21 protein-coding genes, 1 other RNA gene and 1 CRISPR repeat array are annotated in these 26771 nt (G+C 59.6%); of the genes, 7 read left to right on the forward strand and 15 right to left on the reverse strand.

From position 1 onward, the window contains the following. The first annotated feature begins 161 nt into the window (after window positions 1-161). The 6 genes from QP828_RS02000 to QP828_RS02025 all read left to right on the forward strand — a co-directional run bounded on the left by QP828_RS02000 (window position 162) and on the right by QP828_RS02025 (window position 7605). The gene (locus tag QP828_RS02000; RefSeq protein ID WP_274733525.1) at window positions 162-1211 is read left to right on the forward strand and encodes a hypothetical protein; all 1050 of its coding nucleotides are present in this window, start codon (window positions 162-164) and stop codon (window positions 1209-1211) included. Window positions 1212-1276: 65 nt separating this feature from the next. After that, complete coding sequence (locus tag QP828_RS02005) at window positions 1277-2302, forward strand: hypothetical protein (protein WP_274733526.1); 1026 nt, start codon at window positions 1277-1279, stop codon at window positions 2300-2302. A gap of 47 nt (window positions 2303-2349) precedes the next feature. Beyond that, a CRISPR array of direct repeats spans window positions 2350-4820; the repeat unit is 29 nt; unit sequence GGAATTACCCCCGCTTGCGCGGGGAAGAG. Between the two features lie 477 nt (window positions 4821-5297). After that, window positions 5298-5673: a transfer-messenger RNA gene (gene ssrA / locus QP828_RS02010) on the forward strand. 207 nt (window positions 5674-5880) lie between these two features. Further along, entirely contained in the window at window positions 5881-6192 is a 312-nt protein-coding gene (locus QP828_RS02015) for a hypothetical protein (RefSeq protein WP_274733528.1), read from the forward strand. 514 nt (window positions 6193-6706) lie between these two features. Further along, window positions 6707-7180 (forward strand): hypothetical protein, encoded by a 474-nt coding sequence (locus tag QP828_RS02020; RefSeq protein ID WP_274733529.1) that lies wholly within the window; start codon window positions 6707-6709, stop codon window positions 7178-7180. A gap of 83 nt (window positions 7181-7263) precedes the next feature. Further along, entirely contained in the window at window positions 7264-7605 is a 342-nt protein-coding gene (locus QP828_RS02025; RefSeq protein ID WP_274733530.1) for a hypothetical protein, read from the forward strand. A 71-nt stretch (window positions 7606-7676) separates the two neighbouring features. Here the strand turns inward: QP828_RS02025 and smpB are convergent, their stop codons facing one another. The 13 genes from smpB to QP828_RS02090 form a co-directional block, all read right to left on the reverse strand. Further along, on the reverse strand, window positions 7677-8207 hold the full coding sequence (gene smpB / locus QP828_RS02030; protein ID WP_016442968.1) for an SsrA-binding protein SmpB: 531 nt from the start codon (window positions 8205-8207) through the stop codon (window positions 7677-7679). Window positions 8208-8222: 15 nt separating this feature from the next. Further along, complete coding sequence (locus QP828_RS02035; RefSeq protein WP_284891151.1) at window positions 8223-8918, reverse strand: YrzE family protein; 696 nt, start codon at window positions 8916-8918, stop codon at window positions 8223-8225. Window positions 8919-9019: 101 nt separating this feature from the next. Continuing rightward, window positions 9020-10333 (reverse strand): M23 family metallopeptidase, encoded by a 1314-nt coding sequence (locus QP828_RS02040; RefSeq protein WP_284891153.1) that lies wholly within the window; start codon window positions 10331-10333, stop codon window positions 9020-9022. A gap of 86 nt (window positions 10334-10419) precedes the next feature. Then, window positions 10420-11334 carry a permease-like cell division protein FtsX gene (gene ftsX, locus QP828_RS02045; RefSeq protein WP_126135352.1) on the reverse strand — a complete coding sequence of 305 codons (915 nt, stop codon included), beginning with the start codon at window positions 11332-11334 and terminating at the stop codon, window positions 10420-10422. Next, window positions 11334-12026, reverse strand: a complete 693-nt coding sequence (gene ftsE / locus QP828_RS02050; RefSeq protein ID WP_016442972.1) for a cell division ATP-binding protein FtsE — start codon at window positions 12024-12026, stop codon at window positions 11334-11336. The genes ftsX and ftsE overlap by 1 nt, the downstream gene beginning before the upstream one ends. A gap of 97 nt (window positions 12027-12123) precedes the next feature. Further along, the gene (prfB, locus tag QP828_RS02055) at window positions 12124-13275 is read right to left on the reverse strand and encodes a peptide chain release factor 2 (protein WP_016442973.1); all 1152 of its coding nucleotides are present in this window, start codon (window positions 13273-13275) and stop codon (window positions 12124-12126) included. A 9-nt stretch (window positions 13276-13284) separates the two neighbouring features. Next, window positions 13285-13698 carry a hypothetical protein gene (locus QP828_RS02060; RefSeq protein WP_016442974.1) on the reverse strand — a complete coding sequence of 138 codons (414 nt, stop codon included), beginning with the start codon at window positions 13696-13698 and terminating at the stop codon, window positions 13285-13287. After that, window positions 13695-14141 (reverse strand): hypothetical protein, encoded by a 447-nt coding sequence (locus tag QP828_RS02065; protein ID WP_016442975.1) that lies wholly within the window; start codon window positions 14139-14141, stop codon window positions 13695-13697. The genes QP828_RS02060 and QP828_RS02065 overlap by 4 nt, the downstream gene beginning before the upstream one ends. A 94-nt stretch (window positions 14142-14235) precedes the next feature. After that, on the reverse strand, window positions 14236-14655 hold the full coding sequence (locus tag QP828_RS02070; RefSeq protein WP_016442976.1) for a hypothetical protein: 420 nt from the start codon (window positions 14653-14655) through the stop codon (window positions 14236-14238). After that, window positions 14652-14864 carry a hypothetical protein gene (locus tag QP828_RS02075; RefSeq protein ID WP_016442977.1) on the reverse strand — a complete coding sequence of 71 codons (213 nt, stop codon included), beginning with the start codon at window positions 14862-14864 and terminating at the stop codon, window positions 14652-14654. The genes QP828_RS02070 and QP828_RS02075 overlap by 4 nt, the downstream gene beginning before the upstream one ends. Window positions 14865-14898: 34 nt before the next feature. Then, on the reverse strand, window positions 14899-15780 hold the full coding sequence (locus tag QP828_RS02080; protein WP_016442978.1) for a type II secretion system F family protein: 882 nt from the start codon (window positions 15778-15780) through the stop codon (window positions 14899-14901). Window positions 15781-15794: 14 nt separating this feature from the next. Further along, window positions 15795-16655 carry a type II secretion system F family protein gene (locus QP828_RS02085; protein ID WP_274733538.1) on the reverse strand — a complete coding sequence of 287 codons (861 nt, stop codon included), beginning with the start codon at window positions 16653-16655 and terminating at the stop codon, window positions 15795-15797. Window positions 16656-16891: 236 nt separating this feature from the next. Continuing rightward, a complete protein-coding gene (locus tag QP828_RS02090; RefSeq protein ID WP_016442980.1) occupies window positions 16892-18109 on the reverse strand; it encodes a TadA family conjugal transfer-associated ATPase in 1218 nt (405 codons plus the stop codon). A 207-nt stretch (window positions 18110-18316) separates the two neighbouring features. Here QP828_RS02090 and QP828_RS02095 point away from each other — a divergent pair, with 207 nt between their 5' ends. Further along, window positions 18317-19375, forward strand: a complete 1059-nt coding sequence (locus QP828_RS02095; protein WP_016442981.1) for a phosphotransferase — start codon at window positions 18317-18319, stop codon at window positions 19373-19375. Here QP828_RS02095 and QP828_RS02100 read toward each other — a convergent pair. Continuing rightward, window positions 19323-23189 carry an ATP-dependent helicase gene (locus QP828_RS02100; RefSeq protein WP_284891157.1) on the reverse strand — a complete coding sequence of 1289 codons (3867 nt, stop codon included), beginning with the start codon at window positions 23187-23189 and terminating at the stop codon, window positions 19323-19325. The genes QP828_RS02095 and QP828_RS02100 overlap by 53 nt on opposite strands. Continuing rightward, entirely contained in the window at window positions 23186-26626 is a 3441-nt protein-coding gene (locus QP828_RS02105) for an ATP-dependent DNA helicase (RefSeq protein WP_274778219.1), read from the reverse strand. The genes QP828_RS02100 and QP828_RS02105 overlap by 4 nt, the downstream gene beginning before the upstream one ends. Between the last annotated feature and the right edge of the window lie 145 nt (window positions 26627-26771).

Here is a 26771-nt window from a genome sequence, read left to right on the forward strand (position 1 = left end):
TGTTTTCCTATTTTCGCGCGGCTGCTTGTCTCATCTTCGCCCATAGAATGCGCGGCATGTGAGGGAACTAAGTCCCACCGATTTAGCACGACGACGACGCCACTTCGCCTACCAGCACATATGCTGCGATGCACGAAAAACTGGTTGTGAGAGACTGAAGTATGGCCGAAGAAATGCGCGTTATCACACCTAAATATCAAGCTACGCTGGAACCGCCGGTTATCGGGGCTGTCCTTGTGGACGCGTCCGTCAGCTACGACGGCTTACCGGTGGCGATCTGGAGCACGGACGAGGATTATCACAAGTTTTTTGGGAGGTCCGACGATGGCTGTCGCCCTAATGTGCATATGAATGGTGTTGTTGACGCTCTGCTGACACAGCATAACGGTACCGGCAAAGTTACCCAGAAAACACCCATTTTTCGATTCCCGGTTTGCTTCCCCCATATCCAATCATTACCTTCGGGAGCTTTTCTTCTTGTCGGGTCACGGTGCCGATGGTACGCAGCGGAGAACCGTGCTGACCACAACGCTTTCATCTACGATTTCGAAGGCAAACTAATCAGAAGCGGGACTGTTGGGGATGGAGTTACCGATGTCCAAGCGCTCAGCGATGGTACTTTCTGGACTGGGTATTTCTATGAAGGAATTTTCGGTAATAACGGATGGCATGCGCAGTTGTGCCCAGATGACGCGGATAAGGAAACTCGCGAACCAATCGGAGAGTGTGGATTGATCCGCTGGGACAGCAACCTCGAGAGCGTTTGGCGCTACCCTACTGCTGAGGAGCTAACGCCCACCTTTGGTAAAGAGCTTGCCCGCCATGCATATATCGACGACCATCGCGCGTTGCACTGTACCGATAAGGTCTCAACAATATGCCCAAATTACGACTTTGCCATCACGAGCATTGCCGGCGATCAGGTCACACGTATTGTTGAAACCCACGGTGCACTACACGACATTCGTGGCCTTGCCGTATCAGGTTCACACATTCTGGCCTACTGTGTGGAGCGTGGTGGAGATCACTACTTCGTCTTGTCAGATACGACGAACGGGTATCAAGAAATTGAGAAGTGCCACATCGATTCTCCAGAAGAAGTTTATGGTCCGTGGTGGCTTGCGAGTTGCCGCGATTCAAAAATACATTGGATTGACGATTTTGGCGTGTGGTTCACTGTGGATATCAACGATGTGTGGCCGGATGAGTAGCGCGACAAGGTGCGGCGTCGTCGTGCCCTAGCGCGAAAAAGTGACGCGACAGAAAGGCTGAAGAAATGCGCATTATCACGCCCCGGTACCAAGCCACTCTGCAAGCACCGGTTACGGGCGCGATTCTTGTGCAAGCCTCCATTAGCTATAACGGGCTGCCGGTGGCGATCTGGAGCGATGAAGAGGGATACGCGCGATTCTTCGAGCGTAACGAGAATTTTCCGCGGGTTTTCGTTTCTGAAGACGCGGTCGCGATTTTCGTGCTGCATAATATGGATGGGACGGTACGCATTGCTTCTACGCCCGTCGATCTACCCGTGTCCGTTCCTTATGTTCAGTGCTTGCCTAACGGCACATTTCTCGCCGTCGGCGCGCGATGCCGGTGGTCTAGCGACCGGCGCGAGGCCACCCACAATGCCTATATCTACACTGCGGGCGGGGAGCTGGTGCGATCTGGGGTACTAGGTGATGGTATCCAGGATGTCCAAGCCCTCAGCGATGGCACCATCTGGACGATTTATTTCGATGAAGGAATTTTCGGTAACTTCGGTTGGGACTTCGGAGTACGCGGAGAGAAAAGCGGAGAGGCGGAAAACCTTGCGCTTGGGTTTTGCGGGCTCTGCCGCTGGAATAGCGAACTACAAGCGGAATGGCTCTATCCTGACTGGCATTATGTGGAACCGGAGTTCGGCAAGGACTTGGCCCGCCTGACCTTTATTGCCGATTGCTACGCCATGAACTGCACCGATGAGCGGACGATCATTTGCCCCTATTCCGATTTCCCATTGGTCACAATTGAAAAGGATCGGATTACACGGATCGTTGATACTCGCAAGGAAATACCGCGGCTGAGAGGCTTGGCAGTTTCGGGACATCGTGTACTCGCCTACGGTGATTATCGCGAACCCATCTGTGCCCTTGCAGATACGAGCAACGGATACCACGAAATCACGCGCTACCAGGTGCAACACACGGCCGATGCCAAACTCCCCTATTACCCCGCCGGGTCCCGCGGCTCCGCGATCCACTTCATCGACAGCCTTCGACGGTGGTTTGTTCTGGATGTCGACGAGGTGTGGAGCGAGGTGTAGGAGGACCTGGCCAAGCGCAGTAAGCCGCAAGGCACACGGCACACGCTGGAGTTTCCTCCGCTTGCGCGGGGAAGAGTGGGACGCCTCGTCGATGGAGAAGACGGAACCGGAATTACCCCCGCTTGCGCGGGGAAGAGTGCGTTGTCGCCGTGCATCCTTTGAACACGTTGGAATTACCCCCGCTTGCGCGGGGAAGAGCATGCTTCCAGCGAATCGTAGAGCAGCCCGAAGGAATTACCCCCGCTTGCGCGGGGAAGAGCTAGGGCGAAAGCCGCTAGGCAATTTCAGAATGGAATTACCCCCGCTTGCGCGGGGAAGAGCAAAAAAAGCCGGGCAGCACCGATAACACTGGTGGAATTACCCCCGCTTGCGCGGGGAAGAGCCCGCGAGCAAGCCATGACCGTGCCCAGCGTGGGAATTACCCCCGCTTGCGCGGGGAAGAGGCATCTACTTCCCCGCCGATCATGCCGGGCAGGGAATTACCCCCGCTTGCGCGGGGAAGAGGACAAGCGCATAGACCATTCAGCCGGGCTAGCGGAATTACCCCCGCTTGCGCGGGGAAGAGAACAAGCGCGGCTCATACAATTCCGGCGCGCAGGAATTACCCCCGCCTGCGCGGGGAAGAGGCGGATTTTGCGCCCGCAGCGGGCGCTCGGAGGGAATTACCCCCGCTTGCGCGGGGAAGAGCAGCCCGCGCCCGCTGGCTCAAGCTACTACCGGGAATTACCCCCGCTTGCGCGGGGAAGAGTGAACACGGCAGACAAATCCACCTTACGAGTGGGAATTACCCCCGCTTGCGCGGGGAAGAGATCTTCGCGGCGCTGGTTTCAATGCTGTTGAGGGAATTACCCCCGCTTGCGCGGGGAAGAGTCCGCGGTAGAGCCACCAAACGCCGCGCTAAGGGAATTACCCCCGCTTGCGCGGGGAAGAGGCGGCGCAGACACCGAGGACATGCGCGCGCTCGGAATTACCCCCGCTTGCGCGGGGAAGAGTTAGCCGCGTAGCTCTGCATCTGCTTCCCCTTGGAATTACCCCCGCTTGCGCGGGGAAGAGCAAGGCGGGCGGGGTCGGGGGGAGACTCACGGGGAATTACCCCCGCTTGCGCGGGGAAGAGGGGTGAGAATCCCCATCCGTGAAAGTAGCTCCGGAATTACCCCCGCTTGCGCGGGGAAGAGCCTCGACGGAATCCGGGCTTCCGGAATCTTGAGGAATTACCCCCGCTTGCGCGGGGAAGAGGGGGCTTGGGCAAGCCAGGGGAATGCTTTCTTGGAATTACCCCCGCTTGCGCGGGGAAGAGCAGCATGATTAACGGGACGGTAAGGAATCCGGGGAATTACCCCCGCTTGCGCGGGGAAGAGCTTCGGTCTCGATGGTATCCGAGGGCACCACAGGAATTACCCCCGCTTGCGCGGGGAAGAGGCGCCGCCACCTCAATCACCACCACCCGCGGCGGAATTACCCCCGCTTGCGCGGGGAAGAGAGATCGCGAAAGCGGCGAGGATTCCCTCCGCGGGAATTACCCCCGCTTGCGCGGGGAAGAGGCGCGAATCTGGCAGAATCCCGCGAAATCTTTAGAATTACCCCCGCTTGCGCGGGGAAGAGTTGATATCGAAAACTATTTTTTGCCCCGGCAGTGGAATTACCCCCGCTTGCGCGGGGAAGAGTTCCCCGGCCGAGGTCTCGGATGCGGCGGGCGGGAATTACCCCCGCTTGCGCGGGGAAGAGCTGGGCATTAGCGGTGCCGAACTCAGCCGAATGGAATTACCCCCGCTTGCGCGGGGAAGAGTCCAACCCAGTCACAGTCTTAATCTTCCACGAGGAATTACCCCCGCTTGCGCGGGGAAGAGGCGTGACACGTGGTGGGAAGGCTCAACCACCGGGAATTACCCCCGCTTGCGCGGGGAAGAGCCACGCGCGAGCACTTCTTTATCCAGAACTTGGGAATTACCCCCGCTTGCGCGGGGAAGAGCTGTTTTGCGGTGCGGGCGGCGCGGCGGTGTTGGAATTACCCCCGCTTGCGCGGGGAAGAGGTAGTAGTCCCCGTCGTAGAGGTTCGCGAATTGGAATTACCCCCGCTTGCGCGGGGAAGAGGAATGGCTTGAGCGTGAGGGGTTCACGGGCGTGGAATTACCCCCGCTTGCGCGGGGAAGAGCGAATTCAACATCGCGCAGGCTATCGAAGCGTTGAATTACCCCCGCTTGCGCGGGGAAGAGACAACCCCTATATATAAGGAGAAGAAAATTATGGAATTACCCCCGCTTGCGCGGGGAAGAGCCTATGGCGAGAGCGACGTCATTCACGCTGATAGAATTACCCCCGCTTGCGCGGGGAAGAGTCAAGCCCGGCAAGAGATTCCCATTGAGCCAGGGAATTACCCCCGCTTGCGCGGGGAAGAGGCGGCCACCGGCGCGGGATGCGCGGGCGACCCGGAATTACCCCCGCTTGCGCGGGGAAGAGTTTTCGCCGCCACTTGTGGTGTCACCTGGTATGGAATTACCCCCGCTTGCGCGGGGAAGAGACTGCCTGACCTGGTCGTTTATCCGCGGCGGGCCTGGAAAACAGGCTGGAACAGAGTTCCAGATTTTCGGTTCTCTGCGAGATGTGCCCGGTACGCCGGCCCGCCGGGTGTTGCGGCCATGTCAGATACCACTTCTTAAATTTAGCTTATTCTGCCCTGTTCGTCGTTATCGGACACGAGGGGATGGATCTGCCTATCAGGTGTGACTATTGTGACAGCACACTTTCAGGCCCGGCTGGAACCACTGCCCCGCCTGCGCGGGGAAGAGAAATTTTCAAAAGGCTCCACGAATGCCCGCCAGGAATTACCCCCGCCTGCGCGGGGAAGAGTCAGTCTCTTCACCTCAGAAAAGGTACCGGATTCTAAGTACACTGCCAGCGGGAATAGCGGATACGGCGTCGTCGTTGTAGACTAATGAATCCACCGCGTTAGTGGCATTGAGTGCCGGGCGGGTGGAACTGTTTGATAACAGCATACGGGGATGATCGGTTTCGACGGCGGTAGTTAGTCGGAGGGAAGCGGGCCGAGGATGTAGAGTCATCTCGATAACGCGTCTCTGCAAACCAATAGGTGCCAAGAACAAGAGCACCGATTTCGCCCTCGCTGCCTAAGCTAAGCGACCTGCGAAATCTGCTGAACTAGGTGTGCTTTCCGCCTAGACCTCAGCATCGCTTAGAAAGCCACTGGTGAGTACGTTTGCTACGGGCGTGCTCGCGACACCAACATAGATAGGTTCGTCAGGGCCTGGTTCGTGTGGAACCCTGGAGCCGAAAACAACTATCAACGAACTGCGCCCGGAGAATACTCCTTTGGCTATCGTCGGACCCGGGTTCGATTCCCGGCATCTCCACTTATGATGAGCACCCGCTCTGGTTTTCCGGCGCGGGTGCTTACTTTTCCCGTTCGCAAGGCACAATGCACCCGGTCTCACAGCTATCCAGCTGAATCTAATAGGCGAAATCTCAACTCTAAGAATACCGGCATGGGCAGAAATCAAAATCATCGTCAGAGAAGACCAGTTCGGAATCGCAACCTGAGCTCAAGAACATATGACGAATTCGTGAACGCTCAAATTGAATGGATCAATCGCGTAACTAATTACGCACCCCGCGCTAATGTGGCAGACGCTATTAGTCTCGCGCGCAGTACGTACAACCGGCAGTATGCGAAAGGCTCTCTGGATCCGCAATACCTCATTGCTATCGCACGTAAATACGGCGCAAACCCTATGGAAGGGTTGGTTGCGGGTGGTTACCTCACACCAGAAGAAGTCTACGCAGTGAATGAAAAACACTATCTTGGAATGATTCCTAACGACGATCTCATGGCAGAACTATATCGCCGGATGCAGAGTAGTCGAGCGAAAGATTAAGCTATACGTACCGTGAAACGAGAATGGCCTACTTGGATATAAAACTCTTCAGTTAGTCTTATTTTCATTGTCCAGCATGTATCCCGCCATCTAATATGGATCTATACGACGCTCCCTCGGCACCCCATTAGATTTTTAGCTGCGTGTATGCACAAGAGCTAAATAGACGCACGATTACTTATTGACTCCGTACATCAAAGATCATAATTCAGGCTTCAACTCCTGCATGGCATCAGCACTACGCGCACGCCGTGCACAAGTAGGTATGTCCCTAGCCGAACTAGCAGACCGTCCCCAAATACCTTTCGTCACCCTCCAACGTCTCCTTGCGGAAACACGGGGCATCAGTTACGCACAAGTGGCGCCACTTGCAGCCGCCATGAATACCACCGTTTCGGAGATAACCGCGAAGCGGAACGGGAATCCATGCGAAGATGGGGCAACCCTTACGGATTCCCGTCCGACGAAGATCAATAGCCATACCAAGTAACGCAGCTCCAGCTACACTAAGGGCATGAAGCGCAATATTGCCCTAACATGCTTTGCCGCACTTGCTCTCACCGGGTGCGGCACTAATAACGCTAACCCCGAACCGACACCCACGGCAACGACGCCGACAAGCACCGAACCCACCGGCAAACCACTCGCGGTAAATATCAAAGACTGGGCACCGTTCGAGGTGTCAAAAAATAACGGTGATGGTACTTGCGAATTGACTACCAATGTGGACGTTGGCGTATATCTTGACCGCGATCAGTACCGTTTCAATAACGTGGCTTTCGGTACCATGCCAGCGGGCACCAAGGGGGAGATGGAGGGTGCTACGTGTTTCTATACCCCCGCGGGATATCTTCCCGCGAAGCCCTGGGGGCCTAAGAGCGTTTTGGTGGTTGAGTACACTACGCCGCTCGGGACGTATGTAAAAAGGAATCAGTCTCCGATGGACGGTAAGGTGTTCGTGACCCTTATGCCAGAGACGAGGAAGTAACCATAGCACCCCGTAGTGAGCCGCCTCACCTAAATGTAGTGGAATATCGCGAGCGAAGTCTATTCCCGGCGAAGGATAGCCCAATGAATGAATTACTCACCTGGATTAACTGCGCGACGAATGGGGCCAGTCGCGGCGCCGTCGCAGCGGCTATTGGTGTGCATAATTCCACCTATAACCGCCAATATGCTTCAGGACATCTGAACGCTCATTTCATTGTTGCTATAGCCCGTCATTACGGCGCTGACCCCTTAGAAGGTTTGATAGCGGGCGGTTATATAACGCCTTCCGAAGCTGGCAGTAAACCACTTCACATCGTAGAAGCTCTTCACCACGCCACTAACGATCAGCTACTGCACGAACTCTACGCGCGACTCGGCAGGAATAATCATCGACAAGCCGCGTCCCAAGAAAAAACAAACTAAGGCAACCCGGAGAGCACTCACCAGACCCAAGACGTGCAGTCTCAACCCGTGCCACTCATTGCGCGGAAACGCTACCGCACCAACCCTTCGCGGCGCCTAGCTGCAGACATGGCCCGCTGTGCCTCCCGGTCCGCTTCGCGCCGGCGGATCGTCTCGCGCTTATCCCATTCCTGCTTACCCTTGGCCACCGCGATTTCCAGCTTGGCCAGCCCGCGCACGAAATACAGCTCGAGGGGCACAATCGTATAGCCCTTCGCCTCGACAGCCCGCGCCAGCTTCTCGATCTCCGATTTGTGCAACAGCAGGCGCCGCTTGCGGGTAGGAGCGTGATTCGTCCACGTCCCCATCGCGTAAATCGGAATATTGATCCCGTGCGCGTACACCTGCCCGCGATCCACCTCAATCCAGCCGTCCACCAGCGAGGCCCGGCCCATGCGCAGCGCCTTCACCTCGGTTCCAGACAGCGACATCCCCGCCTCAAAGGTGTCCTCGATGAAATAATCATGGCGCGCTTTCTTATTGCGCGCGATCACCTGATGCGCATCGGCCGCCGCTTTCGCCTGCTGGGCCGCGCTCAGCTTTCCTTGTTTTTTCTTCGCCACGCGGGCTTCTCCGTTCTAATCCTTGAGCTCACGCCGGTCAGTGATGAGGAACCACACAAAAATCAGGGTTCCGGCCAGCAGTACCACCGCTGGCGCGCTCACGTCCAGCAGATGATCGGTGAAGAACGACGGCGCAGCTGCCGCATCGGTATTCACCGTCAAGGTGATAATCAATCCAATAACAAAAGTAGTCACGCCGGTAGCTACCCCGGCTACCGCGATCCCCCGCCGCGTGGAGATCGTATTAATCATGCGGCGTACCATCGCCAGCACAATGAGCGCCGCGAAACCGACCGCGAAAAGCAGCGTCCCCACCGCGTAAGGCGAATCGGTGATAGCAGCTCGATCCCACACGAACCAGGCGAGCACAAGCGCCAGCACCCCGGTGAGCACCTCGTAGGCCGTTGCTTTACGCTGCCCGCGCGCGTAGCGCTTCTCCAATTGCCGCCGCGAATACTCGCTCACATCTGCCTTCTGCTTTTTCTTCGCCGGCGCGGGCACATCGGGCGAACCAGACGCGGGTGCGTCCTGACGCGGCGAACCGAAGCTTACCTCGGTGGTTGCAACCGGTGTTTCAGCACCGGCCGGAACCGCGTCCTCCTCCATCACCCGAGGTTGGACCAGTTCTTCTGCTTCCGACGCGGTGTCAGGCACGTGCGAGGCCGCGGCGGTGGTGGGAGCGGGATCGGTCGAGCCGTGTGTTTGTGTCATGACATCCTCATTCGTCGATTCGCGGTTAGGTGGTCAGCTACGCCAACGCGCTGAGCTAGCCAATATGCAGGGCTCGCCAGTGCTCCAGCGTTTCCGGCGCGTTATTCGTAGAATCCCGGCAGGGACATCGGGTCGATGACCACGCCGTCCTGCCACACCTCAAAGTGTACGTGGCAGCCGGTGACCATGCCCGTCATTCCCGTCCAGCCGATCACATCGCCCTGGCCCACGCTCTGCCCCACGGACACGTTGAAGCCCGAGAGGTGGTTGTATACCACCACGTAGGAAGAGCCATTGATATAGCCGAGGTTGAGAATGACCTGGTTGCCGTGCGTGCCATTACCGGAGGCCGGCCGCACCGCAGCCACCACGCCGGCAGCCGCCGCATATTGTGGGTTACCGCAGGCTGAACGCAAGTCCACGCCCTCGTGCATCCACCAGCCGCCGTCGAAGGGATAGACCCGCATCCCGAAGGGCGAGGTCACATACAGCGGGGCGGGCACCGGTGGGATGAGTGCTCCGGAGGCGGCCGGAGGCGCCGCCGGGGCACCTCCCCCGCCGCTCTGAGCTGCGGCTTCCGCGGCGCGCCGCCGGTTTTCTTCGTCAATGCGGGCAATCTGCGCGGCGGTGTCATCGCGGGCCGCGTTCATGGCCGAAAGTGAATTCTGGAATTCTCCGCGCCGCGCCTCCAGGGCTTGGGATTGCTGCGTGACAGAAGCTTCGAGATCCGCGAGTTCCTTCGTGCGGGCCGCGGCTGCTGCTTCTTTCGATTTCTTTTCCGCCACGGCGGCATCCGCCTGGCTCTTGAGCTGGGAGATCTCCCCTTGCACTGCTTTTTGCCGCTGGGCGCGGGTCCGGTTAGCCGCCGTTGTTTGGGTGACGTCGGTGAGAGTTTGGGATTGCACCCGGGTAATAGCTTGGTTCGCGGAAAGCGCGTTGAAGAAATCCGCGCTCGACTTCGCGCCGATGAGGAGCTCCACGGTAGAAACCCGGTTATCCCCGCGGTATTCAGAACGCGCGATCTCACCGAGGTTATCGCGCGTTTCGCTCAGTTTCTTCTCCCCTTGCGCAATGGAGGAGGTGATGGAATCGAGTTCACCTTCGGCGGCATCCAGGCGCGCACCGATCTTTTCTTGTTCGCGCTGGGCTGCTGCGGCGTCGTTCTGCGCCTGCAATAATGCGGCCTGTGCCCCGGGAACCTGCGCCTGCGTTTCTTGCAGCTTGAGGTAGACGTTCTGCAAATCCACGTCCACACCCTCGAGGGAGGACCGCAGATTCTCAATTTCCGCTTCCTGCTGTTCTTGCTGGCGGACGAGGTCGTCGCGGTCATCGGCACGCGCCGGCGTCGCTAACCCGGCGACGCCCAGCGCACCTGCTGCCAGCGCCCCCAGCCATCGTCTGCTCCCGATTCTCACCGGATCACCTTTCCTATATGTATCTCTGTTAGCGACCGTACCGTCATGGTGAGCGACGACGCCGCGGCGCCGTCGCCCCACCTCCGTTACACGCGTGCGTACCTGCGCAAAGCTATCCAGGATGCCAGGCCGGACACCACTACCGAACCGATAAGCAGCCAGGGCGCCACCTGGAGGGCTTCGCTCACGCCAATCACCCGAATCCACGGCAGCGATTGGGAAATCCAGTCTTCCAGCAGGAATTTCGCTGCCAGCCACAGCCCTCCGACCGCGAAAATCGCGCCGACGAGTGAGGCGATAATTCCCTCGAGGATGAAGGGCAGCTCGATGAAGAAATTCGAGGCGCCCACGTAGCGCATAATCCCCGTTTCGTTACGCCGCGACATTGCCGAAAGGCGAATCGTGGTGGGAATGAGGAGAAGCGCGGTGAGGATCATGACCGCGGCCAGTCCGCCGGCAATCGCGGTGAAGCGGTTGAGCGTGGCGAAAACCGGCTCGATTTGTTCGCGCTGGTCGTACACGCTCTGCACTCCGGGGCGGTTGCCGAGGTCTTCCACGAGCACCTGGTACTTTTCCGGGTCGTGGAGTTTGACGCGGAAGGAAACTTGCATTTGGTCGGCGGTGACGGTGTCACGCCAGACCGAATCGCCCATTTGTTCGCGGTAATTGGCGAAGGCTTCTTCTTTAGTTTCGAATTCGTAGCGCTCCACCTGGGACGCGAGCGGTTCGGTGGTCAGGGCGGTATCGATAGCTTTGATTTGTTCCTCGGTGGCTTCGTTACCTGCGCATGGTTCGGTGGCGTCATTTGCCGCGCACATGAACACCGAGACTTCCACCTGGCTGTACCAATCGGCACGCAGGTGGCTGATCTGGGTTTGGAGTAGCGCTGCCGCGCCCACAAAAAGGAGGGAAACGAAGGTGACGAGGGAAACCGAGGCAGCCATCGCCTTGTTATTGATAAGTCCCTTGAATGTTTGGGACAGGACGAAACGACTGCGCATTAGTGTTGCCCTCCTCCGTACTGGCCGCGATCCTGATCGCGAACGATCACGCCGTTGGCCAGCTCAATCACGCGTTTACGCATCTGGTTGACGACGCTGGCATCGTGCGTGGCCATAACCACCGTGGTGCCCGAGCGGTTGATACGGTCCAGGAGGCGCATAATCGACAGCCCGGTATTTTGATCCAGGTTGCCGGTCGGTTCGTCGGCGAGGAGGATTTCCGGGCGATTGACCATGGCGCGGGCAATAGCCACGCGCTGCTGTTCCCCACCGGAAAGTTCGTTCATGCGGCGGCGTTCCTTGCCGTCCAGGCCCACCATTTCCAGCACTTCCGGAACTTCGGTGCGGATGCGGTGGCGCGGAGCCCCGATGACCTGAAGCGCGAGTGCCACGTTATCGTGCACGTTCTTATCGGGAAGGAGCCGGAAATCTTGGAACACCGTACCGATACGGCGCCGCAGGAAAGGAACGCGCCGCTGGGAAACAGTGGCGAGATCCTTACCGAGCACCTCAATTTTTCCGGATGTTGGCCGTTCGGCAACGTTGATGAGCGAAAGCATCGTTGATTTTCCCGAACCGGAGGGGCCCACGAGGAAAACGAATTCGCCGCGGTCAATATCCGCGCTCACCGAGTCCAGCGCAGGTTTCGCGCCCTTCTGGTAGAGCTTCGTCACCTTGGTAAATGTGATCATAAACTTGCCCTTAGATTACTACTATCGTGCTTTACCCTACGGAACAGGCCGCGAAATCGCGCGGGACGCGCCGCACGATCCGCGAAACTCCCGCGGTTCACTCCCCCACGTTATCGCCCGCCTTTTCTCCCGCTTTCTCACCGGTAGCGCGCCAGCGGATACCGGCGTCGATGAAGCCGTCAATATCGCCATCGAAAATAGCGTCAGTATTCCCCGATTCGTACCCCGTGCGCAGATCCTTGACCATCTGATAGGGCTGGAGCACGTAGGACCGCATCTGGTCCCCCCACGAGGCTTTAATATCTCCGCGCAGTTCTTTCTTTTCGCGCGCTTCCTCTTCCTGTTTGAGAAGGAGTAGGCGCGATTGCAAGACCCGCATCGCCGCGGCCCGGTTTTGGATCTGCGATTTTTCATCCTGCATCGATACCACGATGCCGGTGGGCAGATGGGTGATGCGCACCGCCGAATCAGTGGTGTTAACGGACTGGCCGCCCGGCCCCGAGGAACGGAACACATCAATGCGAATATCGGTATCGGGAATATCGATATGGTCGGTTTGTTCGATAAGCGGAATAACCTCGACGGCAGCGAAAGAAGTTTGGCGCCGGCCCTGATTATCAAAAGGCGAGATACGCACCAGCCGATGGGTTCCCGCTTCCACCGAAAGAGTGCCGTAGGCATAGGGCGCGCTCACCTCAAAGGTAGTGGATTTCAATCCGGCTTCTTCGGCATAGGAGGTATCGAGCACTTTGGTGGCGTAACCGCTGCGTTCGGCCCACCGCAGGTACATGCGCTGGAGCATCTGCGCGAAATCGGCCGCGTCCACTCCCCCGGCCCCGGAACGAATGGTCACCACGGCATCACGCTCATCGTATTTGCCGGCGAGCAGAGTGCGGATATGGAGTTCTTCCAGCGCTTTTTCAGTGCCTGTCATTTCTTCACCGAGCGCTTCGTAGACTTCCCGAGCCGAAGCCGGATCCGAAACCTCTTCTTCCTGGGCGATTTCGAGGAGTGCACCGGCATCCTCGATACGCGCGCGCATGGTCTCGAGTTTCTCCAGTTCACTTTGGGCGTGGGAGAGTTTCGAGGTGACTTCTTGAGCGCGAGCAGTATCATCCCAGAGCCCGGGCGCAGAGGATTCTTCCGTCAGCGCGGCGATGCGCGCGGTGAGGCCCTCCACATCGGTCACCGCTTCGATTTGGTGAAAAACACTACGCAGATGGTCAAGACGTTCGGAAAAATCACTCACGGCATAAGGCTACCTCAGGTCAAGGCGCGCCCGGGCCTGCGCGCGTATCGAAACGGGCAAGTCCACTACCGGCAACCGCACGGTTTTTTCTATAGCGACGACGACGCCGGCGCTATCCGCGCCGGTATCTGGCAGCACGTGATCAGCAGGAAATATTGCGGCGGCGAGCTGGCGCACGGTGGCGGTGCTGGGATGGCAATCGGCTAGGGATGCAGCACTGAAGTAACACTCCTGTGCGATCTCTTGGCTGATCGCGAGCGCGGCAGAATCGGCCTGTCCCTGGAGTGTATGCCGAGCGGTGAGGACGGTGGTGAGGTAGATGAACCCCAGGCACAGGATGGCGCTGACCGCCCAGACTCCTAGGCCCAGGATGAGGATATTGCCGCGTTCGCGAGGTGTGGGAGCTTTCGCCGGGGCGGTCACGGCCGCGCCTCTCGAAAACGATCAACGGTTGTGGAAGCACTTTGCTCGATGAGGACGGCCCGCCCGATATAAACAAGCGGCACGGATACTTCCACGGTGGCGGTGATGCGTGCTCCCGGGGTCAGGCACGGGTGCGCGGAGCAGGAGATCTGCGGTGGTGAGGTGTTCGCTGCGGCGTCGCTTATGGCGGCGTCGCTCACAACTGCGTGGGCAACCGCCCGAGCGCGGGCGGTTCCGGCCGCTGTACTATCCGCGGTTGCGAAACTGCGAGCTGCCTCCTGAGCCGCCCGGGCGGCTACTGCCCGCGCGCGGGGAATCCCGGCACTTTCCACGGTGAAGATGAGGAGTGGCAAAACTAGCATGACGAGTACCGCGAGGGCTTCCAAGGTGCCGTTTCCTTCTTCGCTGTCGATCAGCGGGAGAGGAAGGCGAGGGTGCTTCATACCGGTGCTCCTTTTCGGGTGGTGGGTTGCGACAAGTCGCGGATTGCGACAGGTGGCGAGTCGTGACAGCTGGCTAGTTGCGTCAGGTAGCGAGTTACGGGCTGGCCCGCCGCGGGGTGGTGGCATCTGTGTCGAGCACGTGCGCATGGGCGTGTAGCCGAACCCGGCTGGTTCCCAGGATTGAGGAATAGTTTCCGCTGATCTCTACCCGGAGGAATTCTTCGCTCCCGATGCGGATCGTGCTCGCGTTGGCCGTGCACTGGCACCCGGGCAGGCGGGCGCCGATGTCTGACTCGGCCTGCCGTGCCACCTCTGACAAGTTCAGGTGGCGCACCGCTCCCGTGCGTGCGGCTCGCGCCGCACAATCACGTATCTGTTCGATGGCGAAGAGGCGGGATCCGAGAACTGCGAGCGCCAGGGCAGCAAGGGCCACTATCCCAGCTAAGAGGCAGAAATCCACGACCGCGGCCCCGCGTTCGGCAGGGGAATGTGCGGCATCGCGTATCTTCCTCATGAAAAACTCGATATGCGTTCGATGGCGGTCGAGAAGAGGTTCGTGAGGGCAGGCCCGGCTACCGCCCAGATAGCGAGAACTAGGCCAACGGTCATGAGGGTGACGAGCACCCAGCCGGGCACGTCCCCGCGTTCGCGGGGATCCGGACCGGCCCATGTTGCCGGTGATATATCAGGGTGGATAAGCGCGCTGTGGGTTGGCATGGGCATGAGTGGTTCCTTTCATGAGCTGAGTATTTCCGGTTTACGGTGAGGTGAGGGGAAGGAAAGTGAGTCGGGTCAGCCCCGGATAAAGGGCGATAACCACGACGAACGGCAAGATAAGGAAAACAACGGGAATCATCATGAGGATTTCGCGCCGGCCTCCGCGTTCAAGGAGCTGGCGGCGGGCATAGTTCCGTGCTTCTTCTGCTTGCACACGCAGGGTATCGGTGAGTGCAGATCCGTGGGCGAGGGTGGCTAGCAACGCGTCGCAGAGGTTGTGTAGCGCCGGGTTGTGCACGCGGTCGCTCAAGTGGCGTACCGCCGTAGTGAGCGGATCTCCGGCATAAACATCCCCTAAGGTGCGACGCAGTTCTTTTGCCAGGGCTCCGCCGGCAAAGCTCGCAACATATTCGAGAGCACCCACGATGCTGGCGCCCGCCCCTACCGCGATGCTTAGGAGCTGGGCGATATCGGGTAGTTCTGCGGTAATAGCGTTGTCGCGCTGGCGCAGGCGCGCGGTGAGGTGGGAGTCCGTGGCGAGGATCGCACCGAGCAGGAAGAATATAGGACAGGCGGCCGCGAGCGCCGCGGGTAGTCCGCGCGCTAAGCACGCTAGCCCTAACGCGATCCCGGCTACTGCCGCGAGCACTCCCGCGCGTAGCTGGGCAAAGCGGAAGTCTGCGACGTCGCCCTCCCCTAAACAATGGAGGCGGCGAGCAACCGACGCGTGAGTGGAACCAAATTTTTCCGCGCCACGCAAGGCAATTCTGATGATGCGATGAGGCAAGCGCGGGCGAGCACTACCTAAATATGGTGTGATGCGTGAGAGCAGGGGTGGGCCCGGCCAAGCCCACCACCAGGCTAGCAGCAGGAGACCTGCCGCGAGGATGCTACCGGTGAGTGCGGGAAGGGGGAAATCCACGAAAATGCTCCCTTCTACCCTGCGGCGCGCCGACCGCGACCGGGACACCGCGGAGCAGGCAACGTGCTCGCGGCAGTTGAGGTAGTCGAAATCGTCGAAGTACTCGAAGTAGTCGATATGGATGAGATAAGCGAGGCGGACGGTGGCTTAGCTGCTGCGTGCGCCGGCGATGCCGCGTCGAGACCGGCTGGTGGAGACAACCTTGGGGAGACTCCCCGGGGTGCAGGCGCAGCGGCTAAAACGCGGTGTTCTTCGGGGAGACGACCCAGGTGTGTCATAAGTGCGTAGGCAACAAGCGTGGTGCCTAAGCCAGCCAGCAGGATGAGGGTCCCGGTTGGTGAGGTGAAAGCCTCCCTAGTACCGGGCCGGGTCGAGAGCAGGAGGAGAACGAGCCACGGGGCAAGAGCGGCCACCCGTGCCCCGTTGACGGTCCACGATTGGCGGGCCAGGAGTTCTCCCCGAGCTCGGTTTTCTGCGCGCAAGGACAACGCAAGTGATTCGAGGACGCGGGGCAGATCATGGCCACCGTAGCGCACCGCCAGTCGGAGAATTTCGAGTACCCGGTCTGTTACCGGATCCCGGAAGGCATCTTTTAGGCGGGTTAGGGAAGTTTCGAAGCTACCTGTTGTTTCCAGGTGGGTGGCAAAGAATCGCAGCGTCGGAGAGGCATCTGGCCGGGTGGCCAGATAGAGGAGAGCTTCGGGCACGGTGCGGCCGGCGCGCAGGGAGGAGAGCAGCTGATCGATGCGGTCGGGCCAGGCAAGGCGCTGGGCATCCCGTGCTTTTCTTCCAGCGTGACGTGTATGCCAGAACGGTAACCAGGTTCCCACCGTCCCTCCGGCCGCAGCAAGGAAAGGATGACCGGTGGTGAGCAAGACGCCTAGAGCCAGACCAAGACCGCAGCACACACTCATCCCGAGCCTGCGTGTGGGAATCGTGATGCGAGGCTTTCTTTGACGCCTCGGCCAGCCCGAGCGATCCCGCTGACCCGAGCGATCCCGCCGACCCGAGCGATCCCGCCGACCCGAGCGATCCCGCCGACCCGAGCGATTCGACGTGACCAGCGCTTGAATAACTGTGAGGACTCCGGTGGCAATCACAGCTCCAACGATTAGTCCCATGATCGCCCCGCTTCTCGAGTGAGGATGCTACCGTCCGGACCGAGACCTGCGACTTCCAAGATCTGGGAAACACGGCGCTGCCCGTGGGATTCCCGCCTCACGTGCACAACGAGGTTGATGGTTGCGGCAACGGTGGGCGTCACGAAGTTCGGGGTGATGTTCTCTCCCGCGAGAAGTGGCAGAATCTCCAGTTTGGTGAGGGCTTCCCGCGCACTATTGGCGTGAATGGTGCACGCTCCGGGAATGCCCGCATTGAGGGCGATAAGCAGATCGAATGCTTCGGCCCCGCGCACTTCTCCGATGACGATTCGGTCCGGACGCATACGTAGGCTTTCGCGCACGAGGTCCCGCAAAGTTACCGCGCCGCGCCCTTCCAGGGATGGCGGGCGCGTCTGCATCGCGACGACGTCGGGGAGGTCGATACCCAGCTCAAACACTTCCTCGGCGCTAATGAGACGTTCGGTTGGCGGTACCGCGCCGAGCAGAGCACGTAAGAGAGTAGTTTTGCCCGCCCCGGTCGATCCGGATACCAAAATATTGCGCCCTGCTTCCATAGCTGCGCTCAGGTAAGCTGCCTGCCGCGTTTCCAGCATATGCACATCGACTAGATCGCTGACAGTGCGGGCCCGCACTGTATATTTTCTGATATTGATTGCCCAGTACCGTGCGGTGATATCCGGGATAGTCACGTGGAGGCGTTCTCCGCTAGGCAGCTGGGCATCAACGAAAGGCGTAGAAAGATCTAGGCGCCGCCCGGAGGCATAGAGCATCCGCTCGACCAGGGTGTGAATATCCTGTTCTGCCATGGTGAGATCAACACGGGCGGATACCCCGGCGCGGGCCACAAAGATCTTATCGGGGGCATTGATCCAGATTTCTTCCACCTGCGGGTCATCGAAGAATTCTTGTAGCGGCCCGTATCCGCTCAACTGGGAGATGAGGTGGGAGCGTACGCTTTCTGTGTCCGCCAGTGCTGCGTGCTCTCCGCGCACCGATTCGTCATTAAACGTTGTGAGGGTTTCTCCCACAAGATTTTCCAGGAATGCTGTGTCCCGGCGCGGATCAATTCCGCGGTGCCGGATCGTTTCCCGCACCCGTTCTTCAATGCCTTGCCGGCTGGTGGAGGCAGGGTGATGGGTGCGGCCAGTTAGGCGCGTTGGGCGAGCCGGGGCGAGGCCCGTAGAAGCCGGATACGTCGCTTCACGCATGGCACCTCCTCTGGATATTCGGGTGTGATCGTGGTGAGGTGCTCCCACTCTAGAGTTTCCTACGCCCAAGAATTACCCCTGCTTCGCCCGGTGTGGATGAGCGATGCGTTTCGTGATCGTGTGGATAGAAGCAGCGGGCAAGCTGTGGCCGGGGTGTGGCCGGGGTGTGGGCAAGCACGTGGCTAATTTTTCGGATAAATTGAGGGGGTGACTACTTCTCCGCTCTATCTTGCTGCGCTTGCCGTCGGGGCTCTCGGCGTCGAGATTGTCTCCACGCGCCAACCGTTTGTTGAGACGGAAGATTTTGTTTCCGGTTGTGTCCTTGATTCCCAGGGGCGTCACTGGATGGTCAAAGTTCCTAAAAATGGAACGGCGGCGACGTCGTTAGAAGCCGAGGCGGCCCTAGCCCCCCAGCTTTTGGAAGAATTGCGGGCCGGTCGCCTGCCTTTCGATATTATGCGACCTGCTGGTTTTGTCGATGCTGATACCGGGGGCCGCGCGGTGGTCTACCCGGAGCCTTTTGGGCGGGCGCTGGTTTTCGAAGCCCTCGGTGAGGAAGAGGTGCGGGAGATGGGCCGCACCCTTGCCGCGATTCACAGCATTGACCGGGATGTGGTGGCTCGGTCCGGCTTGCCTGTTTATACGGCTGCGCAATGGCGCGAGCGGGTGCGAGCCGAACTTGAGGCAGCCGACCAGGAAACATCCCTTCCCACGGTTTTGCGCCAGCGTTGGATGGATGTGCTGGATAGCGACGCAGTGTGGGATTTTGAGGAAACAGTTGTCCACGGTGATGTGGCTTCCGATAATTTCTTGTGGTCAAACGGCTCGGTTGCGAGCGTGCTCGGTTTTGGTGAGGCACACGTGGGTGACCCGGCTCGGGATTTAGCCGCGATGCTTGTTCTCGATGATGACCAGTGGCCGAGTTTTATTACCTCGTATGAGAATGCGCGCTCGGTTGAGCTCTCGGAGGCAGATTACACCCGTATTATTTTCACCTCGGAGTTTGCGATTATTCGCTGGCTCATGTACGGGATTCGTACCGGCAGCATGGAGATTAGGAACGACGCCGTCCAGATGATCGCCGCGCTGGCCGAGGATGTACGCGAGGCCCCGGATTTGCTGCCCGCTCCCCCGGCAGCGGATCCTGCTTTCACTGAAAGCTCTTCCGATGCCGAGGCGAGCGGGGAGGCTGAGCTAACCGGGGAAACTGCGGTTACGGCTCCTGATTGGGCAGACCCGCACGAAGCAGAATTTCCTCCTCGCTGAGCTTTCCTGCTCGTAGTTCCTCAGCCCTGTTTCCCCGCAGGTATACGAAAGATGCGTCGATATCCGCGAGGGGGACGCCGTGTGCCCGGGACCAGGCCAGCCGGTAGAGGGCGAGTTGGAGTTCACGGGCAGCTTTAGTTTCCCCGTAGGGGCGCCGCCCGGATTTCCAGTCCACAATAGTCACCGGGGCCCGCCCGGGGACGCGCGAAGTATCGAAGACGGCGTCGAGCGCGCAGTGGACCACGTGTCCCCCGACGACCACGCCGATTTGCTGTTCGATGGCGAGGTGCGGATAGCTGGCCCATTCGGACGCCTCATAGTTTTCATACATGCGCGCGATTTCTTCTGCGTTGAGAACCGGATCGTGCTCGAGGGGATCCTCGCTATCAATATCAAGCACAGCAGCACGTGCGTAACTATCGGCGATCTTTTCGTGCAGGATCGTGCCCAAACGAGCCGCCCGCGAGGGCTGGCGGGGTACCGGGCGGCGTTTATTGAGCAGGTATTCTTCGCGGTGTTCCGCCCGGTATACCAACTCTGTTGCGGTGTAATGCCCGCCGGCTTCAATGTATTCGGCTGTCTCAGCTTGCTGTTTGCGTGCGATGAGTCGGCTCACCACCTGGGTGAGTTCGGCGCGCTGGTCAGCATCGAGAGCTTCAGCTTCGATGGGAATGCTGCGGGCCAAGTCGCGCGGCCAGGCAAGCAGATCGGGTGCCTCGAAATAGTGCGGCACCGGTTCTAAGGCTGGTGGATATACAACATCCTCCCCGAAAATATCGATGAGTTCATCCACGCTCAAGCTTTCCGGTGCAATTTCTGGGAATCCGGCCGGCAATTGCACGGAGGAGACCCTAGCTGGCGAGGCAGCCAATGCCAGCTCCCCGCGGGCAGCCGCTTCACGCACCGCGGTCAAGAAATACGAGGGTGGGCGCGCCGCAATTTCCAGCCTGTTATCTCCGCTATCGCTTAGGGTTTCAGACGTGTTTTTCTTTGCGGTGTTTTCCGCCTTGCGTACCCGGCCGGACACATCACTTTCATCTCGGAAACAGTAGCCAGCCAGGAGTAGTTCTCGGGTGGAACGAGTAAAAGCCACGTAGGCGAGGCGGCGCGTCTCTTCGCTTTCATGGTATGCCAATTCGTCCAGGAAACGCGCATAGGTATTCGCAACGGTGACCTTATCGAGATTGCGCGCACCGGCGAGCGTAAATTGGGGCAGGTAAGGATAGTCGGTACGCAAAGGATAGGGGAAAATACCGGTATTGCGCGGCCAGGCTTTCACTCCTTCGGTCACTTCAGAGAATTCACCTTTGACAAGTTCAGGAACGACGACGAGGTCACGCCATTCCAGCCCCTTGGCGGCATGGATCGTCATGAGTTGGATAACCCCGGGTGTGACATCAACCGTGCTGTCCAGACGCGGAATATCCGCCCCGGATTCTTCTTCCCCGCCGTGTTCTTCCGTTTCCACCACATCAAGCCATTCCACGAATTCACGCATGCCACGCTGGCTTTCCCCGTGCGCATATGCGCGGGCCATGGAAATGAATTGGTCGATGGAGGTACGCACCCGCTGCCCGCCTTCACTGCGAGTAGCGGCCGCGGTATCTAATCCGAGGAGGTGAACAGCCCGGTCAATTTGATCGCCCAAAGAGTTGTGCAAACCTGAACGTAGGGACGCGAGAGTAGTATTCACACGCCGCAGGCGTTCCCATCCGATATCGGAAAATTCTGCCCGGGCGGCGCGGGCAGCTCGCCTGAGCTCAGCTTCGCCCGGCCCCGCTAGTGCCGGTAGCTGCGTATTCCCCTCTGCTTGGTCATTCTCATGCGCATCCGAGTTTCCGCTCGCGGCGGCGATGCCGTTAGTGAGGAGCATGAGCGCATGGAGGGACTCCCCAAGGTTTGCCTCATCGCGGCTGTTGAGAAGGGGCTGTGCAGCGGCCGGTGCACTCTCTTGTTCAGGTGCGTCGTCGCCCCCGGGTGCACCGTTACCATTATTGATACCGGCACGCACTTCACTATCCAGGTGGGCTACCGCCGCGGCCGCGTAACGGCGCGCCCAGCGCGAGAGGGCACGAATATCGGCCACCCCAATATTCCAGTGGGCAAGTAACCGGGCGAGGAGGTCGCTGCGAGCCGGGTTTGCGGCTAGACCGAGAGCGGCCCGGAGGGTGATAATTTCCGGACGTGCCACGAGTGATTCCCCACCTACGATTTCAAAGGCTAGGGGTTGGGGCGAGGTGGTACCAGGATGTACGGCATCTTCCCTGGTGAAATGGCTGTTGAGCTCTCGCAGGGCGGCGGCCATCCTATCGATATAGGAGCGTTTGCGGCACAGAACCGCGATCTCTGCCCCACGCGGTGCTTCTCCGCGGGCGCGACGCTCCTCATTTTCCGCTGCTACCCGCTCGCGTACCGCGAGGATATGCCGCGCAATACTCCGATAAGAATCTTCCCGAAGTAGGGTACGAATTTCGCTGACACGCCCGGCCCCTGCCCCGGGACGTTCACGCAGCCGGAGGGGCGCAATATCCGCGTGAGGGCCCATGCCACCCGCGGATCGTGCGCTTGCCGGCTCGGGCCTGAACTCGGGCGGAAAATTGGGGTGGTCACGATCCTCGTGGAGGAACGTATCCCGTTCCAAGGGAGTGGCGACGGCGTTGCCGGCAGCGAGCACAGCCCGATCATTACGGAACGCTGTGGAAAGCTGAAGCTTTTCTACGTTCCCAAAAATGCGAGTGGTGTGGTGTGCGAAATTCGTGAGGGCAGCCGCACTTGCGCCCCGCCACCCGTAGATGGCCTGGTTTGGGTCTCCCACCGCCGTGATAGAGAGGAAGCCTTCTTTTTTCGCGGTGAGTGCGCCGAGCAGGAACTGGGCCTGATTTTCGTCGGTATCTTGGTATTCATCGAGCAAGATCAGGCGATACCGGGAGGATATTTCACGAGCAATCTGGGGATATCGGGTCATGATGCGACCGGCGATAGCAACCTGGTCGGCGAACTCGGTAACGTTGAGATCCTTTTTGAGCTGTAGATAGGATTCCACGAGCCCCAGCACCACCTGCTGTTGTTTGGGGACTGCCGTTCCTGCTTTCAAAGTGGCGAACTTCTTGGAGGCATCCGGGTACCAGCATTGTGCGCTCATGATGCGCGTTGAGTCCGCACACAGGGTTTCCAAGGCGTGTTCCTGGGAGGTGAGGAAAGCACGGGCTTCTTCCAAGGTCACGCCATTGGTGAGAATCCCCTGGGCGAAGGTGAGGGCATCGTTGATGAGGCTGGAGCGGCTGCGTTCCGCGAGTACCGCGGTGTGTGCACTGCTGGGTAGGGCACCGACGAGCTGATCCATGAGCTGGACGCGTTCAGCATCGGTTATCAGGCGAGCGGTGGGATCGGCTCCGACCAGCATGCCGTATGCCCCGGCAATGTCATTGGCAAAAGAGTTGTAAGTGGAGATGACTGGCCTGCGCATCCCGCTTTCCGCGTTGCTTCTTTCCGGCGCGAGGAGGCCGAGTTTCTCCAGGCTGGTATTCACCCGTTCGGCCAACTCCCCGGCAGCTTTCCGCGTGAAAGTGAGTCCGAGAACCTGATCTGGAGTTACATTGCCGCAGGCCAAGTGGTAAGCAATCCGATCCACCATGGTTTTTGTTTTTCCGGATCCCGCACCGGCAACCACGAGGATGGCCGGCGCAACGGAGGTGATCACTCGGCGTTGTTCCGCGGTGGGTGGGTGTTCTTGACCGGCTAGGATGCGCTCCAAAGCGGCGTCATGTTCCGCCGGGCCGCGCAAGTCGAGAGATTCGTGGGACGTAGGTGTCATGAGAAAATCCGTCCTTCTTGGGTGAGTGGGCTGATGGATTGAACCCGGTCATTTGGCTCTTCCAAGCTGGGAGAGACCGGTACGAAGCCACTGATCGCGATCTGGGCAGCGCTGTGCACTCGCTCTTCCGCGCGGGCCGCGGTCTCTTCATCAAGAGGATCTTGACTGAGAACGGACGGGCTGTGCTGTTTCTTCAAGAAATTATGGGGGTGGACGTACACAAGTTCCGCACCGGCCGGGTTGTGCTTCTCGCTGAGGGCCCATTGGTAGACCTGGAGCTGCGGGTGATCATCTGCCTGAGCTGCGGTGGGCTTATATTTTCCGGTTTTCAGATCGATCACCCGGGCACCGCTGCCGCGGTTGACCAGGCGGTCAATGGAACCGGAGACGCGAACAGGCGGGGTGCCCGAAAGGTCACGGGTAATCCGGTGTTCCACGCCTATGAGGGTGTCATCCCGGTGTGCATCGAGATAGATATAGAGGTTATCGACCATATCGCTGGCCTGGTCGAAAAGTAGTTTGTCGTAATGTGAGGGATTTTCGGATAGCTTTTCGGGCCAGAGAGCTACCAGGCGGGCGTGCATCGCTTCTTGGTTCGGTTCCGCTGCGAATTCCTCAGCGATGCGGTGAATAAGGGTACCGATGGAGGCGCTCTCTGTGCCTTCTTCTGAACGGAGTCCCACCGCAGAACAGAAACCGTCAAGCGGGCAGGCGAGCAGTGATTCTATCGCTGAGGGACTCACATCAACCGGCCCGGGTACGGATTCTTCAGTTGAGGTGGCAAGCTCATCCATCCAGCTATGCGGATCCGCGGCGCCAAATCCGGCACGCCGCATATCCTCCAACTGGGCCCGCGCGAAATCGCTCGATTCTCCGCCGGCGCGCAGTGCCCGGCGCAGCACCCCCACGGTTTCCTCGCTGCTGAGGAGCGCGGGCGGAACCGGTTGCGCAACGAGAGGCCGGTGCCCGAGGGGAAGGGTGAGACCCCAGCGCGGATCCGTCAGCGAGCGCACGGTGCGCGGAAGATAGGAACCCGCGGCACCCGCTCCTGCACTTGTTCCGGCTCCGGTCAAATTAGCTGAGATATCAAAACCGAGCAGAGGGAAGAACCGCGAGGGGTTATCCCCCATACTGTCCGTGGTGGTTACGAGGAGGCTGCACCGGGCCCGCGTGACAGCGAAGTGTAATTGGCGCAGCTCATCAGCGATAACCGCCGCTGCGGAATCATGATAGATTGCGATTCCGCCTGCCGAGCCGCTCGCGTTGGAATCACTGGCACCGCCAGCAAGCCTCCCGGTTACAAGTTCGCTGAGGAGTCCGGTGCCCGTCAAGGAATCACGCAAGCGCGGATTGGGCCATACTCCATCGACCACGTGCATGAGGACGATATGATCCCATTCACGCCCCTGCGCACCCGCGGGCGTGAGGAGGGAGACGCTATCTGTTTCCACCCCGCTCCTGGCAATGGAATCTTCGGGAAGTTCTTGGGAACTCACTTCCTCCACGAGCATCGATACCGGAACGGCAGGATCACGATCAGCCATACGTTGCGCGACCCGGAACAGAGAAATAACCGCATCGAGATTCCGGTTCGCCCGATCAGCATCCGGGCCATGCCCGAGGGCTAGTTGTTGCCATTCTTCGGATTTCCCAGCACCCTCCCATGCCGCCCATAAAACCTCTTCCGCCTGCATCGCACAGTTTTCTCCCACTTTCCGGATGTGGGAGAGCAGGGCCCGGAGAGCTTCGAGTTCGGTTGCGGTGGGCCCGGTGTTCCCCAGCACCGCCTCGGTCAAAAGCTCCGATTCTGTGCCGTGTTCTCCTGATAGGAGGGCTTGGGCCCGTAACCACCGACCTACCCGTTTAATATCGAGGGGATCCATGCCGATGATAGGTGAGGCAAGTAAGGCCGGGATATCAACTTCCTCAGCGGTAGCGAAAGAATGCGGACCGCGGGTGAAGGCAGCGCGGATGAGATCGAATAGTGCGCTGACTGCAGGTTCGCGGTGGAGGGGTTCATCGCTAGCCAGAGGTGCTACCGGGATTCCCCGGCGCACGAGGGCATCGCGGATTCCCTCATGATCGCTGCGTGCGCGGGTGAAAACTGCCATCCGTGCGTAAGGTGCCCCGGTGCGCAGATGCACTTCTTCCAGGTAGGAGGCCACGTAGGCGATTTCTTCTTCCATATTGGCGAAACTGGCCCCGCGCAGTGCATCATTCCACGGATTGGTGCCTGTATCAGGTTGTTGATCGGATGGGACCAAGCTTTCCGTGCCCGCACCCGGGCTGGTGCCTCCCGCATCTCCCGCACTACCCGTGCCGCCTGTGCCCCCCCTGCCGCCGGCGCCCTTGCCCTGCTCCGCGTATGCCGGCCCGGCAGCGCGGTGCGCTTGCACGCCCCCGCCCACCGGGAGAGCCTGCTCAATGCGTTGGGCTTGGCCAATAAGGACGGGACCGCCCCGGTGCCTAATGTTGAGATAAATAAGATCCGCATTCAAACCGCGCGGAGCAGGATAGGCAAGATCACCGGGGAGGGAATGCACCCCGCCACGGAAACCTTGGACCGCACTATCGGGATCACCGGCGACGATGATTCGAGTTCCGTGTTCCCGCATAACTCGCAGCAGAGGGAGCATGGAACGCGGAGCGTTATGAGCATCATCGACAAGTACCATTGCCCAGTGCGGGCGCGGTACCGCAACCGTGCGCCCTGCTGCCGCCAGATGTTCTTCCCAATCTGAGAGCATATGGGTAGCCGCACCGACGAGTTGGCTGTGATCAAGACGGTCGGGGCTAGCGGCCGAACCTGCCAGCGCATCTCCCAGGGTGCGCACCTCATCGTAGCGGCGCATGAGCGCGGCGGCGAGACGCCACATCTGTGATTGAAGCTCAGGCACACTCCTATGTGCTGCCCAACTTTCCAGCTGGCCTGCTTCCAGACCGAGTTCGCGAGCGCGAGTGATGAGATTACGCAGCTCTTGGCGAAGCCCGGGAAGATCACGCACATCTTCTGTAACAAAATCAGGGAAATGAATGCCGGAGTACCCATCACTGAGAATCTCACGCACGATACGGTCCTCATCAGGCCCGGAGACTAATTCGGGCTTTTCCCGCCCCATTGCTTGAGCGTAGCGCTGCACGATGGCGTAGGCGAAAGCTGAAAGCGTGCGCACTTCCAGGTTTTCGGGCCGCACCCCGGCCGCTAGGGTGAGCAGGTGTTGGAGGCGGGCTGCGGCGCGCCGATCTTGGGTAAGCACCGCAATATTCCCTTCGTGGAGAGCCGCGCGCGCGATATGCGCGAGGACAGTGGTTTTCCCAGTTCCTGGCGCACCAATAATGCTAAGCGTGCCCGGGGCGAATCCGCCCGCGGACCGTGCCAGAGCCGCGCTGACTGCTGCCTCCTGAGAGGCATCGAGTTGTTCGACGATCCTGTCCACCACGATCCTTTCTCCGCGGGTGCGTTGTTAGGATTAACCATACGAGAGGCTTACGACAAAATTTTTTGTCGTAAGGGGCCGCTACGGTGGAGGCATCGTGAAGATGAGCTATTCGGCTCGCTCGCGGCGGTGTCTTTCGGCTCCG

This window comes from Actinotignum sanguinis, assembly GCF_030230305.1.
Lineage (GTDB): Bacteria > Actinomycetota > Actinomycetes > Actinomycetales > Actinomycetaceae > Actinotignum > Actinotignum sanguinis.

Excerpts from the sequence above, each read along its gene's own strand:
- QP828_RS02000 (WP_274733525.1), top strand. The coding sequence starts at position 162 with ATGGCCGAAGAAATGCGCGTTATCACACCTAAATATCAAGCTACGCTG.
- QP828_RS02005 (WP_274733526.1), top strand. The coding sequence starts at position 1,277 with ATGCGCATTATCACGCCCCGGTACCAAGCCACTCTGCAAGCACCGGTT.
- QP828_RS02020 (WP_274733529.1), top strand. The coding sequence starts at position 6,707 with ATGAAGCGCAATATTGCCCTAACATGCTTTGCCGCACTTGCTCTCACC.
- QP828_RS02025 (WP_274733530.1), top strand. The coding sequence starts at position 7,264 with ATGAATGAATTACTCACCTGGATTAACTGCGCGACGAATGGGGCCAGT.
- QP828_RS02035 (WP_284891151.1), bottom strand. The coding sequence starts at position 8,918 with ATGACACAAACACACGGCTCGACCGATCCCGCTCCCACCACCGCCGCG.
- ftsX (WP_126135352.1), bottom strand. The coding sequence starts at position 11,334 with ATGCGCAGTCGTTTCGTCCTGTCCCAAACATTCAAGGGACTTATCAAT.
- ftsE (WP_016442972.1), bottom strand. The coding sequence starts at position 12,026 with ATGATCACATTTACCAAGGTGACGAAGCTCTACCAGAAGGGCGCGAAA.
- QP828_RS02065 (WP_016442975.1), bottom strand. The coding sequence starts at position 14,141 with ATGAAGCACCCTCGCCTTCCTCTCCCGCTGATCGACAGCGAAGAAGGA.
- QP828_RS02070 (WP_016442976.1), bottom strand. The coding sequence starts at position 14,655 with ATGAGGAAGATACGCGATGCCGCACATTCCCCTGCCGAACGCGGGGCC.
- QP828_RS02075 (WP_016442977.1), bottom strand. The coding sequence starts at position 14,864 with ATGCCCATGCCAACCCACAGCGCGCTTATCCACCCTGATATATCACCG.
- QP828_RS02090 (WP_016442980.1), bottom strand. The coding sequence starts at position 18,109 with ATGCGTGAAGCGACGTATCCGGCTTCTACGGGCCTCGCCCCGGCTCGC.
- QP828_RS02100 (WP_284891157.1), bottom strand. The coding sequence starts at position 23,189 with ATGACACCTACGTCCCACGAATCTCTCGACTTGCGCGGCCCGGCGGAA.